Origin of the sequence: Novipirellula aureliae (assembly GCF_007860185.1) — a bacterium.
GTDB classification, from domain to species: domain Bacteria; phylum Planctomycetota; class Planctomycetia; order Pirellulales; family Pirellulaceae; genus Novipirellula_A; species Novipirellula_A aureliae.
Genome location: NZ_SJPY01000001.1, coordinates 392,101 through 410,634 on the forward strand (window position 1 = coordinate 392,101; position 18,534 = coordinate 410,634).

Annotated in this window: 8 protein-coding genes; 4 read left to right on the top strand and 4 right to left on the bottom strand. The window is 53.5% G+C overall.

The genetic code is table 11. From position 1 onward, the window contains the following. Positions 1–264: 264 nt before the first annotated feature. Together Q31b_RS01615 and Q31b_RS01620 are read right to left on the bottom strand one after the other, a co-directional pair. Positions 265–1,755, bottom strand: a complete 1,491-nt coding sequence (locus Q31b_RS01615; protein ID WP_146597922.1) for a rhamnulokinase — start codon at positions 1,753–1,755, stop codon at positions 265–267. A 415-nt stretch (positions 1,756–2,170) separates the two neighbouring features. Beyond that, positions 2,171–8,020: a hypothetical protein gene (locus tag Q31b_RS01620; protein ID WP_146597923.1), complete on the bottom strand. Its 5,850-nt coding sequence runs from the start codon at positions 8,018–8,020 to the stop codon at positions 2,171–2,173. Between the two features lie 222 nt (positions 8,021–8,242). Between Q31b_RS01620 and Q31b_RS01625 the strand changes: the two genes are divergently transcribed. After that, positions 8,243–9,106 (top strand): methyltransferase domain-containing protein, encoded by an 864-nt coding sequence (locus Q31b_RS01625; RefSeq protein WP_146597924.1) that lies wholly within the window; start codon positions 8,243–8,245, stop codon positions 9,104–9,106. A gap of 62 nt (positions 9,107–9,168) precedes the next feature. Here the strand turns inward: Q31b_RS01625 and cbiE are convergent, their stop codons facing one another. Both cbiE and Q31b_RS01635 read right to left on the bottom strand, forming a co-directional pair. Then, a complete protein-coding gene (gene cbiE, locus Q31b_RS01630) occupies positions 9,169–10,596 on the bottom strand; it encodes a precorrin-6y C5,15-methyltransferase (decarboxylating) subunit CbiE (protein ID WP_231617224.1) in 1,428 nt (475 codons plus the stop codon). An 84-nt stretch (positions 10,597–10,680) separates the two neighbouring features. Further along, the gene (locus Q31b_RS01635) at positions 10,681–11,556 is read right to left on the bottom strand and encodes a rhomboid family protein (RefSeq protein WP_146597925.1); all 876 of its coding nucleotides are present in this window, start codon (positions 11,554–11,556) and stop codon (positions 10,681–10,683) included. 177 nt (positions 11,557–11,733) lie between these two features. Between Q31b_RS01635 and Q31b_RS01640 the strand changes: the two genes are divergently transcribed. From Q31b_RS01640 to Q31b_RS01650, 3 genes are all read left to right on the top strand, one after another. Then, positions 11,734–13,917 carry a M3 family metallopeptidase gene (locus Q31b_RS01640; protein ID WP_390622296.1) on the top strand — a complete coding sequence of 728 codons (2,184 nt, stop codon included), beginning with the start codon at positions 11,734–11,736 and terminating at the stop codon, positions 13,915–13,917. Positions 13,918–14,041: 124 nt separating this feature from the next. Continuing rightward, entirely contained in the window at positions 14,042–17,176 is a 3,135-nt protein-coding gene (locus Q31b_RS28785; RefSeq protein ID WP_146597926.1) for an amidohydrolase family protein, read from the top strand. Beyond that, entirely contained in the window at positions 17,173–18,492 is a 1,320-nt protein-coding gene (locus Q31b_RS01650) for an amidohydrolase family protein (RefSeq protein WP_146597927.1), read from the top strand. The genes Q31b_RS28785 and Q31b_RS01650 overlap by 4 nt, the downstream gene beginning before the upstream one ends. Positions 18,493–18,534 lie beyond the last annotated feature (42 nt).

Here is an 18,534-nt window from a genome sequence, read left to right on the forward strand (position 1 = left end):
TTTTGCTAACGTCTACGCCTTAAAGCGTTTACGTTCATTGCTCGAAAAACAGTCTGCGTATTAGCCGGGCTAGTGTTTTGTCCCGAGGAAGCATTCGGGTGAGAATCTTTCGTGGCTGTGGCTTCCAGCCGCAGTTTACTGGGGCAAGATGCCGCAGCCACGATTCTGCACATGCCTAAACGCGAGCTGTGAAAATGCACGAGTGCGCATGAAGGCATTCTTCAATATGCCAGCGGCGCTACATTCCGAAGCCGGACGGCATGATTACTGACCAAGCTTCGCAAAACGCTCTGCTGGCTCCGTCCAGGCATCGACGTTCTGGGGTGAAAACGTCTTGACTTCGAAACTGTCTCGAATCAGCCGTCGTGCATCGATGATCGAGTCGAGTTTGCCACAGCCCATCATCTGGACGACGACATTCCCCGCCGCCGTCGCTTCGATCGGTCCTGCGACCACTTTGCGGTCGCAGGCGTCCGCGGTCATTTGGCACAGCAGTTCGTTCTGCGAGCCACCACCGACAATATGAATGACCTCGATGCGGTGACCGAGCAACGTTTCAAGATTGTTAAAGGTTTCACGGTAGCGCAGAGCTAGACTTTCGAGTGCTCCGCGATACAGCGACCCTTTTGACTCAGCCGCACCTTGGCCCGTTCGCAATGCAAACGCGTTGATCGCTTCGACCATGTCATGCGGGGCAATAAAGCCAGCGTCATCAGGATCAATTAAGAGCGAAAACGGCTTCGCTGTGCGTGCCAAATTCACCATCTCTTCCCAGGAATCGGCGTCCGATTTGCGTTCAAGCGACTTGCGGATTTGCTGGAAGATCCAAAGACCACTGATATTCTTGAGCAAACGCGTGGTACCTTGAATTCCGCCTTCGTTGGTGAAACAAAATTCCGCGCATTGAGCGTTCACCAACGGATGGCGTAGTTCGCATCCCATCAACGACCAAGTCCCGCTACTGATGTAGCACCAAGACGTATCCTCCGGAGCAAAGTCGTCGGCGGGGACCGCAATCACCGCCGAAGCGGTATCATGGGTCGCGGGGATGATCACGGGCACATCCTTTAAGCCAGTCGTTTTCACGACCGATGGTTGTATATTGCCCAAAACGGTTCCCGGTTGGCTGAGCTCGCCAAACAGAACGGGCGGTAGGTTGAACCGAGAGATCAAGTCCTGAGACCATGTTTTCGTCCGCGGGTCGAGTAACTGCGTCGTCGAGGCATTGGTCGCATCGATACTTCGTTTGCCCGTCAGTAACCAATGATAGAAGTCGCCCATCAGTAGCATGCCGTTGGCGATGTCAAGCGAATGCTCGCCGTTGAGACGGGCGGCAAGAAGTTGATAGAGCGTGTTCAGCTGCATAAACTGCAGCCCCGTCGCCTCAAAAATTTCTTCGCGTGGCACGATTTCGAAAGCGCGTTGCAACATGCCCTCCGTTCGATCGTCGCGATAGCAACGCACCGGCCCGATCACCATGTCTTGATCATCGACCAGAGCGTAGTCGACACCCCAAGTATCGACGCCGACCGATTGCACATTTTCGTAGGTGTCGGACGCTTTTCGCAAACCTTTTTGGATCTCAGCCCACAAGCCATGCGTATTCCACTGCATCGAACCCTGGATATAAACCGGTTCGTTGGCAAACCGATGCACCTCGGCTAACTGCAATTTGCCATTTTCCAAATATCCCGCCATCACTCGGCCACTCGACGCCCCGAGATCAATCGCCAAATGGACCGCTTCTGACTTCATTGCTTTTTCCTCTGTTTAGCTGGCCAAAAATCGCCGAATCGCTGGAATCCGACTGGTTATGAGTGAAATAAGATAGCAGATTTCGCTCTTTCGAGCACTACCACCAAGTCGAAGTATTCCCTGCACTTCATGCGAGCGGGATCAAAGAACCTACCGATCAAAATACACTGCCGCACGACGTATGCGCTCGGTTGATTCTCGCTCTTTCCCAGGCTGGAAGCCTAGGCTACGACGGTACGTATGCGCTCGGTTGATTCTCGCTCTTTCCCAGGCTGGAAGCCTAGGCTACGACGATACGTATGCGCTCGGTTGATTCTCGCTCTTCCCCAGGCTGGAAGCCTAGGCTACGACGATACGTATGCGCTCGGTTGATTCTCGCTCTTTCCCAGGCTGGAAGCCTAGGCTACGACGATCTTCAACCATCCCAATTCGAAAGCGTGTTGGCGTACTGGCGGAGCCTTGGTTTGTTCTTTTCTATCCACATCAATCCCGCCAACAGCATCACACCCGTACTGATCCCAAACGCCCACCACGGCCAAACCGCGTTGATCGAGACTTGAGCATGACGTACCATGCTGGCCGCTCCCAAGAACACAAAACATGCTCCCAGATACAAAAACGGTCGAACTCGAAGGATCACGCCCGCTAACATTCCGATCAGGGCAAGCACGATCAAGACAATCGGACCACTGATACTCGTACCAATCTGCTGCAGCAACATATCTGCTGTGCTGCTGACGTAAATCACTAGCGTCATGCCATATCGAATCGCAGACGCAAACGTTTTGCCGAGTCGATCGCGGTATTGATGAGCAACCACCAACACACAAACCGCTGGCGGTATTAGCCACGCTTGTGGATGTGCCAGGAAACTCCATCCTGGTGTCTGCACCAACATCACCCAGAGTGCTGCGTTACCGAGCACAATCGCAGTGACTCGAGGCATCGAACGCTTCCAAAGCAGTGAGAGTCCAACATAGTAGGCCGCACCGATCGATAGCAGCAAGGCATAGGGGACTTTGCCACCATCGAACATCCACGACCACTCACCTTGCCCAATAAGCCCCCCGCTAAGCCAAAAACCGATCGCTGGGATCAACGGCAAATACAATGCCGTCGGTGCGAGTGTGCTTGATAACACTTCATCGCCTTGCCGCTTCGCCCATTCGGTCGCCCCTACGCTGACGAACGAGATCAGCATCACGATGTAGGGCCAATACGCTCGCAATCCCAAGAAAGCAAGATCTGCTTTGCAAAGAAACAAGTGCAGCCAAGCCATCGCAGCAATCGCCTGGGCCGCGACTATCAATCCTTGACGTTGGCGATCTGATAACAATAGCGTAGGGCCTAGCGAGAATCGTGGGCCGGTCGCAATCGCAATCCAAGCCGTCAATAAACTGAGGAAGACTAGCATCACACCGATACCGATAATCAGTGGTCGTGAAATCTCGTCAATGCCACCGTCCCGGCGAACCACCGCTTCCATCATGAGCATCGCCAAGAGACTGGCGATCGTCGCCGTACCGCTGACGATCGCTCCTACGCGAAGCGCCGGTCGCCAACGTTCGTTGATGGTATCTCCTAGAAATTTTGGCACTGCTAACAAGAGTGTTGCTGTCGAAATCACACCCGCAACAAGCCACTGCATCGAACCGACTAGCCAAGGTAAAAGGTGAGCCGAATCGACGACGCTAGCCCAAAGCCCGATCGTTATCAACGCGACTTGTACGGCAAAATGTCGTAGCCGTCGCTGGGATGTCAACTCAGACAATTCAAAGTAAGCAATCCCAACCATCGCAACACCAACGATCGTCATGCGAATGGTCGCCCTGTCAAGTTCCATAAAGATCATCAGAACGGAAACGGCAATGCTAACCACAGCAACTGCGGCCGTTAAATGTTCACTCGCCCGCGCCAGGGTTGCCATTCGCACAGGACGCGCGACGCGAAGAGTACGCGATGCAACGAACGCACCCTTCCATAACGGTTTCAGTTGGTAGATGATAGCGGCCAGCGTAAAGCCAATTGCCAAGACAGCCACCATGATCCGACGCTCGTCGCTCAGAGAAAAATGCTCGGCAGCTCGAGCAGCCATCGACGCCGCGACCCCAAGAACAATGGCCATGGCGGCTTGCCATACCATCCGGCGATCACCGCGAAGGACCGTCGACGCAGCCGCGACAAAGTAGGCGGACAAACGCACCCACCAGTGTGAATCACTTGCGAGCGGCAGTCGTGTTTGGTTTTGAAACAACACCTGGGAAACCGATTCGCAAACAGCAATCAGTGCCAACAGCAAGAAGACTTCGGAATCGGCAGGAAAACCTCCTTCCCCGGATCCTGCCCAGGATCCCGCAGCCCGTTCCCCGGCAGGAGCCTGGGGACCCGTGCGTTGCACACACAGCCAACGCCAAGCAACAATCCACCCCGACAACCAAAGCACCGCCATAGTCCCTTCCACGTTGCCAGCTCCGAAACGCTGTGAAGCGATCCCTATGATCAGGTAACCACCTGCGAGAAGGGTGAACCAGGGCAACCCACGAGTGAGGCGTCGGTGGCGAGCTACCAATTTTGTATTGTGGCTGTGAATCGCGACCAAGATCCCGACAAGAACGCAAGCGATGAGACCAAGACACTCCATCGCAACTTGACCATTTGATCGTAGCAGAATCGCAATCGACACGGCTGTAAAACAGGTTGCCAGAGAATGAATAAGATGAATCCATGTGCCCCGTTTTTGATACAAAATCAAAGAGGCAATACAGCCGATCAACCAGGTGGCTACGACGAAATGGATCTGCCAAAGAGACGGTAAGAAGCCAATGGTACGGGCCATCCAAGCCATTTGGCCCGCGAATAAACTAAGTCCAATCGGCCACGGCAATCGCACCGCACGCGAAAACAGACTCGATTCCGCTTGCCCTCCATTGCCAATTGGCCATCCGACAAAACAGACCAGACAAACGGCAATCCCTGATAGGATGAAACTTGCCATTCCAAGCACAACCGACAATTCAGGAATGTCCATTACGATCTTGGTGATCGCAGCAATGGCCGAAACCGCACCAGCGAAGAGGATGACCTGTAGCGACCTGTTTTCGGCCAACTGAGAAACAGCGAATTGTGGTCGTCGGCATAAGATTTGATTGGCCACAACCCATACGAACGAGAAAATCACCGCAACTTGAAACCAGACGATTGGATGGGAAAGAGACAACGCGGCGGTGCTAATCAGAGCTGCCGCAGGCGTCAGAAAAGCCGAGACTCCCGATGCGATTGAACCCCGTTCGCTGTTCGGCTTCATGCGTTGTCCGATCCACCACAAAGCTGCCGAAACAACGATCCACCAGGACGCAACGGATAGCGTTGGAAGCCGATCAGCGATCCGGCCGTCGACAAGCGGATTGATCCAGTGCTCGGATAGCAAGACGATGGAGGCAACCATCACCAATGCCAAAGCGGTAGCAAACGGCCACCACGATGCCGATTCCATTTTGTTGAGTGCACCTTTTCTTGAGAATGGCAGGTTGGGAAGCTGAGCGAGACCGGCAGCAAGGGTCGTCGTCAAAATCAATCGGACGGCTGGTTCCGTCGCAAAATTGCCGATGACTTGGATCGAGCACCATACGACGAGCGAACTAAACGAAAAATGACTGACGGCACCCGTCAGCCAAAACAATGGACCGCTGCCCTTTTGTCGGTGATTTCCAATCAAGGCGATACCGACCACGGCGAAGCACAGCAGCGGAAAGATTGCTGAATTGGCCGCTGACAAAAGACTGGTTCCAAAAACATCCGCCAAAAGGTCCACGTAAGAGACCGTGACACCCATTCCCATACTGAGGACGCCGATCAGCATCGCTGCTCCATCCACCATCAACGCGGGCGATGCCGGCGAATGCTGTAACATCACGGCAGAACGTCGATGGAAGACGGCAAATCGACGGATGACGATCCAGATAATCGAGACACTCGCAAACAGTACACCCCAACACCACCAAGCTTGGCCGCTGGTCCATGATGTAGCGGCAAACAGCTCACTGCGATACGCCCCGTATCCAAACACGATCGTACCGGCAACGGAAGCCAACTGTGACAGACGTAGTACCGTTGTCGACGGACCCCATTTGGATGCTGAAAAGATTGTGGACGCCCAATAGACCAACGCGGTCACGCCCGCGAGCGTCCATGTTGCGAAATGCCAATCGGAGGTCGCGGCAAAGCATGCGGCGATAGCGGTCAACATTGCGCTAGCGATCCCCGCATGACTCCAGACCTTTCCGGCGTTCGTGCTTTGCCTTTTCGCTAATAACGTGACCTCCGCCAACAAAAGTACCGTCGCCGATAGACCCAAACCAGCTAGCAGCCATGTTTGCATCTCTGCGATCGGATCGGGTACAAAAAGAACAAGCGGTTTCAAAACCGATGCCCAAAGTATCACGACAGAACCGATCGCTACATAGGAAACGAGCGAACGATTTGCCATTGGAATGGTGGCTAGGAATGCGGTGGCAATCATGCCAACGGCCAATACAGCGGTGACGATACCGCTGGGGATGGTTCCAAGCAAAGGCATCGGAGCAATCGCTAGGCCAGTTGCAATCAACAGTGTCACGGCGGCCCAGGCAAACGATGCATACCTGATCCAGCGAGCGACCCCTTCGGAACGGATCCACTTGCAACTCACAAAGATACTGAGCGCTACCGCGGCCGAAGCCACCATCGCTTCGCCACTCATCAATTTCATCCATAGGGGCAGGTCAGCCCACGGCACTTGTCGCATCCAAACGGGACTAGCCGTCACCACGCCAGTTCCGATCGGGAACGTGGCCGCGGCAATCCACCGCGGCCCTCGAAGCAAGCAGCCAACGACCAATGTGCACGTCGAGAGCACGATGGCCCAAGTCCATGTCCATGGCTCACTTCCGATCGCAGCTGGCAACATGGCAAAGCAAATGGCCAATGCCAGAATCGATACAATTCGGCCGACCATCGCATGGGTCGCTCGCCGCGCTTGATTCGCCAGAACTTCACCACAACCGGCCAATCCGATCAGTGCGGGAATGGTTGCGACAGCGATTGGCAGCAATGTTCCAGGCTGAGCACGGACAAAGAACACTGCGTAGCCGACCGAAGTCGCCATCGAAAAAACGCCCACCGACATCGTCAACAAGCAATTGCGACTTGTTGTCATCCCCATGGATCGCGGCTTTTGGACCCTTTTGTAGACCAACCCCATCATCGCTACCAACACCGAAATGCTTCCAAAGGAAATGCTCCAACCAACATTCGTAGAAAACATTCGCCAAACCGTAGGCAACATCGGAAGCAGCGCGGTTGGTCCGGCGACTGACAACGCCATCGGTCCGGCATAGGGTGTGCCGACCAACGCTTTGGCACCCTTCATTAGCATCAGCAAATAGATCGCGGTTGCTGCAAACAACGTCAGCAGGGTAACAGGATCGTCTAGCCGTACCGACTCGGTCGGTTTGCCGATTGCCGCTAAGCCAGCAAGAACACTCAGTGGAACGAGCAAGGTGGCGATGACCAAAACCGCACGACTCGTGTGCCTCAATTTCCAACGCGACAACGTGTAGAGGCCAGCGGCAAAGATTGCGCCATTTCCAGCCAAAAAGATCAGCGAAGGAACCACTCGATGACTCGTGATGAGCGTATTCCACAAACTGACGACCAAACCAATCGAGCAGATAACGATCAACAAGCCTGCGACCAATTCACCCCAGCGGATATTGTGTGTGGCCAGGAACGAGCGAATGATCTCGGCTTTCGACAAAGTCGAGCCTTGCTTCACTTCCACAACCGCCGCAATGCTGTCTTCGGAAATCACCCTTGGAACAGCAATCGGCTGGGCCATGATCGGCACTTCCGCGACTTCGACCGTTTCCGTCAGCGTTTCATCCTCTGCTTCTTCCGTTGGCCCTGAGGCCTGCATTGGCTTAGTGACTTCCATTGGCTGTGGCATTGCTTCCAAACGCCGCAGCTCTGCCAATTTGTTGCGAATGGTTTCAAACTCTTGTGAGCTGATGAGTCCGCGATACAAAAGATAGTCGATGACGCGGAGGAAAGCATGCTGATCGTCTTGAAAACGATTCTCACTTTGTCTGGATTCCCGACTCAAACCGAGGCCAGCATCATTAGGCCCGAAAATGGCATGCCAAATTGCCGCAATCAATAGCCAACTGGCATGACCCACCAGAGTGATGATTATCCCGGAAACGAGAATCGCAATTATTACGCCGGTCATGATGTCTCGATCGAATATTGTAGCCTAGGCTTCGAGCCTGGGACCACGTCGGATCCGGAAACCTTTGGTGCCAATCTTTACCTCTAAGAGCCCCTTCGCGAGCAAACAATACGCAAAAATGTTTGCTTGTGGGTGATATCAACAACGAAATATTCGGTAGATGCAACACGATCCGAACCGGTCGCCCCTGTTCGTGTGCGATCATGCTTCTAAGATATCACAATGTTTAACCTTCGCTGCACCGTCCGAAATTGTTTTGAACCCTTGAAGCCATCCGACTCCGGTTTGCGTTGTGCGGCGGGTCATTGTTTCGACCGTTCCAAGCAGGGTTACTTCAATTTGCTGCAGCCTCAAGACCGAAAATCGAAGCATCCAGGAGACATCGACGCAGCCGTACTCGCCCGCCATCGCTGGTTGGAACGGGGCTATGCCGATGGTTTGATTCAGCGGCTGCAGTCCTGGATACCTCTGGATCCGGTTTCGGTGTCGACCGAGTCGTCCATCCATCCGCTGACTTTGGATCTCGGTTGTGGCGAAGGCTATTTTGGTCCGGCCCTCTTTTCGGGCGAAGCGGATGGTTATTGCGGGATCGATCTGTCAAAGCGAGCAATCAAATTGGCTGCCCGCCGTTGGCCCGACGCTACCTGGATATTGGCGAACGCCGATCGCACGTTACCAGCGAGGGATGCAAGCGTCCACCGCGTGCTCTCGCTCTTCGGCCGGCGACCGGTTTCAGAAATCGCTCGCGTGCTCGCACCTGGCGGTATTTGCATCGTCGCCGTACCTGGTGAAGACGATCTCGTCGAACTTCGTCAGCACGTCCAACAAGCTGGACACCGACGCCGTCGTTGGGAAACGATCGCCGATGAGTTAGCGGCGGCGGGACTCGAAATGCAACAACAACAGACGTGGCGAACCCAAATCGATCTCGACACCGACGCCATCGCCGACGCGATGGCGATGACATACCGAGCCGTTCGTTTCTCTCAAAACGCACGACTCGAAACGATCACAAACCGCAGCGTGACCTTGTCAGCCGATCTAATCCTGGCGGTTCGAAAAACGGATCGTAGTGGATCTTGTTAAAGATCCGTGCGTCAAAAGTCAACCTCCCCCAAACTCGGTTTGGGCCAGGCAATGAAGGTCCCTTACCTTCGTCCCAAGATCAAAAACGTAGGGTTCAAAGCAGCAAAGCGAACCCGGTCGAGTTGGTATTGCCCGCGGGCGATGTTGATCATCCGCACATCTTGCTGCAGATTGGCTTTCGCTAACACTGCCTGTACCGACACCAAGTTGTCAGGACTTGATACATTCACGACCACGCGACCATTGGACGACAGGCGAGCGATTGCAGCGGAGACGAGATCGGGTACGAACCGACCGCTGCCACCAACAAAGATTGCATCGGCATTTGGCAAGTCCTTGAACGCATCGGGCGCTTGTCCATGGATGGGGACCAAAGAGGGCACGTCAAACATTTTTGCGTTTTCGATCATCAACCCATAATCTTCCGCATCCATCTCGATCGCAAATACCTTCCCTCGGTTGGCGATGGATGCCGCTTCGATCGCCAACGAGCCACTACCAGCTCCGACATCCCAAACGATACTGGTCGGCGTCAAACCGAGCTCTGCGAGTGCAATACAACGAACTTCGCTCGGCGTTAGAAGACCTCGTTTGGGCCGCGATTGCAGAAACAAATCGTCAGGGTTGCCGAACAAGCGACGTTGATCACTGCCACTCGGACGGTCCGACGCACCCTGTTTTCGAACCAAAATCATCACGTTCATTTCACCGAACGATTGGCCACGAATCGATTGCAAATCACCTTGAGTGACCGTTTCGTCGGGCGTCCCCAAGTTCTCGCACACATAGGCTGTGAAGTAATCAATCCGCCTGTCCAATAGTGCTTCCGCAACGACAGACGGCGTGATCGCTTTGGTCGTAAATAGACCCACCAATTCGGAGGTGCGAACGTGATCGACGACTCGATCGAGCGGTTGCGTTGCCAAGTTGGTCAAGTAGGCGTCGTCCCAACTCTCTTTGACCCGCGCAAATGCCAACTGCATCGTGCTGACGTGCGGAATCACCTCGAACTTTTCCTTCCCAAAGGTGTCGGTTAGATAGCGAGCAATGCCGTAAAAGAGCGGATCCCCTCCTGCTAACACGACCGCAGGCGAGTCGCCAACACCCCCTATCGCTTGTTGCAATTGGTCCAAATTGCTACCGACGGCAACATGCCTTGCAGCCGATTTAGGAAGTTTGTCAAGCAAGGATTTCGGACCGATGATGAGCGTCGCAGAATCAATGATTTGCCGCGCTTGTCCCGTAAGACCATCAAGTCCATCGTCGCCAATGCCAACAATTTGAATGCGAGCGGTCATGGATATTCCTAAGTAGCCGCGTCTCTCCGAGACGCGATGGGGGAATTGTCGTAGCCGCGTCTCTCCGAGACGCGAACATGAATTGTAGCGAAAATCGTCAAAACTTTCGTTCTCGTGATCGTCGCCTTTCGCGGGGCGAAAGGCGACGCTGTCTTTGTAGTTGGCGTCTCGGAGAGACGCCGCTACTGGCAACGCTGTCTTTGTACTTGGCGTCTCGGAGAGACGCCGCTACTGGCGACGCTGTCTTGTACTTGGCGTCTCGGAGAGACGCCGCTACTAGCGACGCTGTTCACGTTTTCGGCGACTGTAGCGTTCGAGTGTTTTTCGCTCGGACCTTGTCAAACTGTCTTCGCCCGAGGCGTGAATTTTTGCCAAAATGCGATCCGCTTCTTCCGATTCGGCCCGCAGTTTCCTATCGGGATCATGAACCTTCAACTTCATCCGCCGTGACCGTTGCCGCATTTGATGGGGCAGGTCGGTGAGAACATCGAAGTCGAGTCGCCGAAAACTCCAATTGCCAAAATAGTAGGCCAAGGCAAAACCGGCTCCAGCCAAGTGGACCGTAAACGCGGTGTTGGCTCCCGTTAGAGACATAATCCCTAATGCGCCGGCAAAATCGGCGACCACAAAAAAGGTGGCAAGTACCCAAGCTTTGACAGGCAGTACGAACATCAAATAGACTTCGCTGTTAGGATAGTAGCAAGCGAACAAAATCACCGTCGCAACCACCGCACCGCTGGCTCCGATCACACTTCCTCCGGGAGAGTTCATGAGTAGAAACCCCAACGAACCAATGATTCCGCCCGCCAGAATCGCCAGCAGATAGAATTTCAGAAATTCTTGCTGTCCTAATCGCTGTTCCACGATCCGGCCAAAAAAGAACAAACCGATCATGTTGAACAGAATATGATTGATGTTGAGGGGGTCATGGGTAAAACCATAGGTCAGCCATTTCCACCACAACCATGGTTGATACAGTGTCGAACCGTCGGCGGCCAACCATGAGGTCAATTGGTCCCTAAAAATCATATTAACAACGAACACGACAACATTGATGACGATTAGAGTGATCGTCATGCTTCGTGGATTCTCGATCCGATCCCACGGCGTCCGAGTATCGCGGCGTCCATAATCGCGGTCATGAAGACCCATAAAATTGCTTTCCTGAATTCAAAGTATCGATGTTTCGAGTATCTTAGCATCCTATCTGCCAAGGCGTCGATGACCGCAAACAAGTGACCAATTGTGTATAATCCGATTTCGGAATCTGAACCGACTCGGTTCATTTTACGAAGAAGTACAATCGACCTTTCCACCAAAATGTCTACCATGACGCAAATGCCTACCATGACGCAAATGAAGATGCCACGCTCTCCGTTTTTCGCCCTTTTGAGTCTGCTAATGCTTTCCGCAACGGCATCTGCGGACACCTCCACCACCGAAACACCAACAAACGAAGTGAAAAAGGAAATGAATTCACCGATGTTAGAGCCATGGACGGGACCCTATGGCGGTGTCCCGCCTTGGAACCTTGTCCGCAGCGAAGAGTTTTTGCCTGCCTTTGAGACCGCCATCTCGGCGGCCAGCACCGAGATGGACGAAATCGCCAATCAATCCGAACCGCCTACGTTTGAAAACACAATCGTCGCGATGGAAAAGGCGGGTGAAATGCTCAAACGACTCGAGGCATTGTTCAGCGTCCATAGCTCAAACCTGAACGTCGGGCCCATTCCCGATATCGAGCGAAAAGTCGCTCCTGAATTGTCGAAATATAGTGATAGCATTTACCAGAACTCCGCTTTGTTCCAACGGATCGAAACGATCTATCAAAGTGATGAGATGAAATCGTTTTCGGTCGCCCAAAAACGGCTCGTTGACGATTTGTACAAGACGTTTGTCCGCCAAGGTGCCAAACTGAATCAAAGCGACAAAGCGAAATTGTCGCAAATCAATACCCGCTTGGCTCGCCTATTCACCGATTTTAGCCAAAACGTTTTGGAAGACGAAAAAGGGTTCGTGACTTGGATCGACGACGAGAACGATTTGGCGGGTTTACCGTCGAGCGTCAAAGCGGCGATGAAATCGGCTGCAACCGATCGGGGTAAGCCAGAGCAATGGGCCGTTACCAATACGCGTTCTTCGATGGATCCGGTTTTGACCTATGCCGATAACCGAAATTTACGTGAAACGGTTTGGCGAAACTATTACAATCGAGGCGACAACGGAGACCAACACGATAACAACGCGATCATTAGTGAAATCCTCAGCCTACGAGACGCGCGCGCGAAACTTCTTGGTTATGCCAACCATGCCGAATGGCGACTCGAATCGACGATGGCAAAGACGCCTGCAGCGACCATGGATCTAATGATGAAAGTATGGCCCAAAGCGGTCGCTCGAGTCAAAGAGGAAGTCGCCGACATGCAGGCGATTGCTGATAAGCAAAACGCCGATATCAAAATCGAGCCATGGGACTATCGCTACTATGCGGAAAAGGTCCGCAAAGATAAATACGACCTTGATTTCAATGACGTCAAGCCGTACATGCAGCTCGACAAGTTACGCGAAGCCATGATGTGGGCTGCAGGCAAGTTGTACGGGATGCAGTTCACCGAAGTGAAAGATGTCCCGGTCTTCCATCCAGACGTCCGCGTTTGGCGAGTCGATAACCAGGCGGGCGAACGAATTGGACTTTGGTATCTCGATCCCTACGCTCGCGAAGGAAAACGCAGCGGCGCATGGATGACCGCCTACCGGTTGCAACAAAACATCGACGAACCGATCACTCCGATCGTGTCGAATAACTCAAACTTTATCGAAGGAGCCGAAGGAGAGCCGGTACTGATTTCTTGGGACGATGCCGTGACCCTGTTTCATGAATTTGGTCATGCTCTACACGGGCTCAATTCGAAGGTCACCTATCCATCGCAAGCGGGCACGAGCGTTGCCCGTGATTACGTTGAATTCCCTTCTCAACTCATGGAGCATTGGCTCGATACGCCCGAGGTGCTCAGCAAGTACTGCGTTCATTATGAAACGGGCGAACCGATGCCAGCGGAGCTATTGCAGAAGATCAAGAACGCATCGAAGTTCAATCAGGGTTTCAATACGGTCGAGTATTTGGCCAGTGCGATTGTCGATATGAAATTGCATACGTCCGAGAAAGACCGAATCGATCCCGACCAATTCGAGAAGGAAACGTTGGCGGAAATTGGTATGCCGGCTCAGATTCCGATGCGTCATCGCACGCCTCATTTTTCACATATCTTCAGCAGTGACGCTTACTCGGCTGGCTACTACAGCTACCTGTGGTCGGACGCATTGACGGCGGACGCGGCAGAGGTCTTTGAAGAAGCGGGGTCCTATTACGATCCTGAGATTGCCAAGAGTTTGCATGACAATGTGATGAGTGTCGGTGACACGATCGATCCTGCGGAAGGTTTTCGTCGTTTCCGAGGCCGCGATGTTGACACCCGTGCATTGCTTCGCAAACGAGGCTTCCCCATCGATTGACCAACAGTGACGTGGGCTTCCAGCTTATGCCACTTAATTGGCTGTCTAAGGGGTAAAGACGGACAACTTCCATTTGACTCGCGTCGGCCCTTCCTCAACTCTCTCGACCGCTACGATCTTGCCCATGAAGTCTGACCTGATCTTACTGTTCACCCTCTCGATCTGTTTCTTGCCGGAATGTACGGCGCAGCAGTCGACGATGACTCAGCCTGTGGTCGGGCTGCGCGATGCTGATCCGTCCCCTGTTCTTTTGGAGGGTGCCGAGGTCGTATGCAGGCCCGAATCGACGCCGCAGCCACTGTCGATTCTGATCGCTGGGAACCGAATTGCCCAAGTTGGCAACAACATCGTTCCGCCGCCGGGAACGGAGCGACGCGATATGACCGGGATGCGAATCTACGCGGGTTTCATTGATGCGATGCACGAAGTGGAATTACCCGAAGGATTGCCGACAGAACCCGATCGGTACTGGAACCAAAACATCACGCCCGAACATCGAGCGGTTTGGTTCGATCAAGATCGTGAAACAGAACTTCGCAAACTTCGCAGCCAAGGCATCACGGCTCAATTGTTGGCTCCGAAAAACGGAATCATCAAAGGCACCAGCTGTATTGTATTGACACTTGATAGGAGCCATCCACAACATCTACTGCGCAGTGATGCAGCCGGGCATTTAACGCTTACCGTTCCTCGCGGGCAGCGCCGTGATCGGTATCCAAATTCTCCGATGGGCGCGGTCGCCTTGGTTCGACAAGCATTCTATGATGCGATTTGGTATCGCGACGCTTATCAAGTCTATGCGAATGATCGCCAAGTACCGCGTCCTCAGCCCAACCGTTCGTTGGAACTTCTGTCCCAATGGATCGACTCGGGGACGTTTGTGATCGATGCCGCAAACGAGCGGATGGCAATTCGAGCAAGCGACTTGGCAAAAGAGTTTTCGCTCAACATGATCGTTCGCGGATCAGGTTACGAATATTGTGAATTGTCGCAGATCGCTTCGAGCGGTCATCCAATCCTTTTGCCAGTCGATTTTCCAGACAAACCAGCAACGCGGACACTCGAATCGATTCGCGAAACGCCGCTACGGACTTGGATGCATTGGCACTTCGCACCCGAGAACCCTGGCCGGCTCCATCAGGCGGGTGTCCCGTTCTGCTTAACCAGCGATGGACTCGGCGATCCTTCGACCTTCTTGAAGCAAGTCCGTGTCGCGGTCGAGCGCGGGTTGGATAAAACTGCTGCCCTATCCGCGATGACAACAGTCCCAGCGAACTTACTCGAACTCGACGACGCGGTCGGAAAAATTGAAGCCGGAATGTTCGCTAATTTGGTCGTAACCGACGGCGAACTGTTTGCAAAGGACACAAAGGTGGTGGAAACCTGGGTCGCTGGTGAACGTTTTTCGGTCGAAAAAAACGCGATCCCAAAGCAATCGGATGCTTTGGCGGGAACTTGGTCAATCGTTTTGCCATCCGTTTTGTCGAATACAAAACAAAGCACCGATGCGGAATTGATCATGGAAAAGGCGTCCGGCAAAACGACGGCACAGATACGTTGGGTCAACGCCGAAACCGAGACACAGAAAGTGCTCAAGCTATCCGACATTGTGCGTTCTCGCGCTCGTTTGTCGGCCTCTGCCGAGTTGAGTAAGTTATCCGATTCGTTCGCAGAAGGCGTCTCGAAACTGACGTTGCTGATCGGTTCGAATGAGAAGTCGATTTCGTTCGTTCGTACGACCCTGACCCTTCCCGATGGACGCGAAGTGGATTGCCCCATTCGTCGAAAAGAAACTGCGACAAAAGAGGTTGACGATGCTCCATCGCCGTCGGATTCCACCGATTCTGAACCGACAAATTCGAAGGCAACTCAACCTGTGGAGTTGGTCTACCCGCTCGGTGCGTATGGGTTGTCTGAAATACCTGATCAACCAAACGTGGTTCTGTTCCGAGGGGCAACGGTGTGGACGAGTGGTGAACTTGGCCCGATCCAGAATGGGGACGTTTTGGTCATCGATGGAAGAGTCGCTGACGTTGGTTCGGAGTTGGCGGTTCCAGCAGGTGGGAAAGTCATCAACCTCAAAGGCAAGCATTTAACGCCTGGCTTGATCGATTGTCATTCTCACATTGCCACCGATGGAGGAATCAATGAATCAGGACAAGCGATTACGTCGGAGGTACGGATTGGCGATTTTATTGACAATTCGGATATCGCAATCTATCGCCAATTGGCGGGCGGCGTGACGACATCGAATATCCTTCACGGTTCCGCGAACCCGATCGGCGGGCAAAACCAAGTCCTCAAATTACGCTGGGGTGCATCGATGGATGCAATGAAGTTCGCCAGCGCACCTGCGGGGATCAAATTTGCACTTGGCGAAAATGTCAAACGAAGTTCGGGCCGCTACCCCAATACCCGAATGGGTGTCGAGCAAATCATCCGTGACCAATTCTTGGCGGCCCGAGAGTATGACGCGGAGCAAAAAGCATGGCAATCAGGACGTCGTCAGGGACTACCGCCGAGGCGTAATCTGCAGCTTGAGGCAATCGCAGAGATTCAACGCGGTGAGCGCTGGGTGCATTGCCATAGCTACCGACAAGACGAGATTTTGGCAACGCTCGATGTCCTCGAAGAATTCAACGTGCAAATTGGATCCCTGCAACATATCTCCGAGGGCTACAAGGTTGCCGATCGAATAGCCGAGCATGGAGCGATGGCATCCGCGTTCGCCGATTGGTGGGCATACAAGTTTGAAGTCTATGATGCCATCCCTTACAACGGAGTCATTCTGCACAATGCAGGAGTCATTGTGTCGTACAACAGCGACGATGCGGAGTTGGGACGACACTTGAATGTGGAAGCGGGCAAGGCGATGAAGTACGGCGGCCTATCGGCTGAGCAAGCGTTGGCCTTTGTCACACTCAACCCCGCCAAGCAACTTCGCATCGATGACCGAGTTGGCTCGATCGAAAAAGGCAAAGATGCGGACTTGGTCGTATGGAGCGGTCCACCACTTTCCGCCGCTTCACGATGTGAGCAAACCTGGATTGACGGACGTTGCTACTTCGATTTGACAACAGACAAACAACTTCGTGAGCGTGACCGCTCCACTCGAGCCAAGCTGGTCCAATTGGCACAACGGTCGCCTGAAAAGCCAAACTCCCAACCGAAGAAAGAGAAGGAGATCGAGGAAGCCGACCGCTGGGACCGCGTCGACATTTATTGCCGGGCTTCCGCTGAGAAAGGAGCATCACGATGATTTCGCTACGTACACTGTTCCTTATCAGCTCCGTTTCAACATTTTGTTTCTCAGGCCCGTTGGTCGCTAGCGATCAAGTCCCAGGTGCTCCGCAAACAAAACCGATTCTGATTCGAGGTGCAACGCTGCATCCTGTATCAAGAAAATCGATTGTTCGCGGCTCGATTTTGTTCGATTCTGGCCGGATTGTGGCGATCGGAAAAAAGGTGGACGTTCCAGACGGCGCGGTCGTGATCGAAGCCGAGGGCAAGCACGTTTACCCAGGCTTAATTGAATCGTATACCGACCTTGGGCTGCGGGAAATCAGTGCTGTCGATGCAACCGCAGACCATACCGAATTCGGGTCGAAAAATCCGAACGTTCGGTCGTGGGTCGCAGTGAATCCTGACAGCGAATTGATTCCGGTCGCTCGTGCGGGCGGCGTCTTGTTGGCACATGTCGCCCCCGCCGGTCCATTCGTTCAAGGCCAATCCGCTGTGATGCAACTGGATGGATGGACCGCTAATGATATGAAGCTACTCGCTCCCGCTGGACTTTGTGTCCATTGGTCTTCAATGCATCCATCGGAAAAAGACGAAGCGAAGGCGGCTGAGAAGCAAGACGAAAAATGGCAAGAGTTCGACGCTTGGATCGAACGAGCAAAACGCTACGCCAAACGGGAACCCCATGCGGTTGCCACCGATTTACGTCTGGAGTCGCTGCAACGGGTTATCAATCGCGAGGTGCCATTGATCGTATCAGCGGATCGGCAAGCAGCGATCGAATCGGCGGTCCTGTATGCGATGAAGCAGAATCTGCGACTGATCATCTATGGCGGATTCGATGCCACTTCGTGCTCCAAACTACTCAAACAGCATGACGTCGCTGTGATCATCGCAGGAACCCATCGCTTACCACTGCGGCGTGACGATCCCTACGATGCAGCATACACGTTACCCGAGCGACTTCGCAAAGCAGGCGTCCGGTTTGCCATTGCAGGCGAAGGTCCTGGGTATCCCGACGGAGCGGCGAACGTTCGCAATTTGACTTACCATGCCGCATGTGCAATCGCTTACGGCTTACCGTCTGACGTTGCCCTCCGTTCGATCACCCTTTCGCCAGCCGAAATTCTAGGTGTATCGGACCGTACCGGATCGCTAGAAGTTGGCAAGGACGCAACGATTATCATCACCGATGATCCGTGGTATGAACCACAAACAAACGTTGAGCAAGCCTACATTCAAGGTCGCAAGGTCGACTTAACAAGCAAGCACACGATGTTGTCCGAAAAGTACAAAAAAAAGTACCGCCAAGGGAAAACAGAAGTGGAACAATGAGCAAGCACGCCGATAGGTTCCGATGGCTTACACCAACGGCAG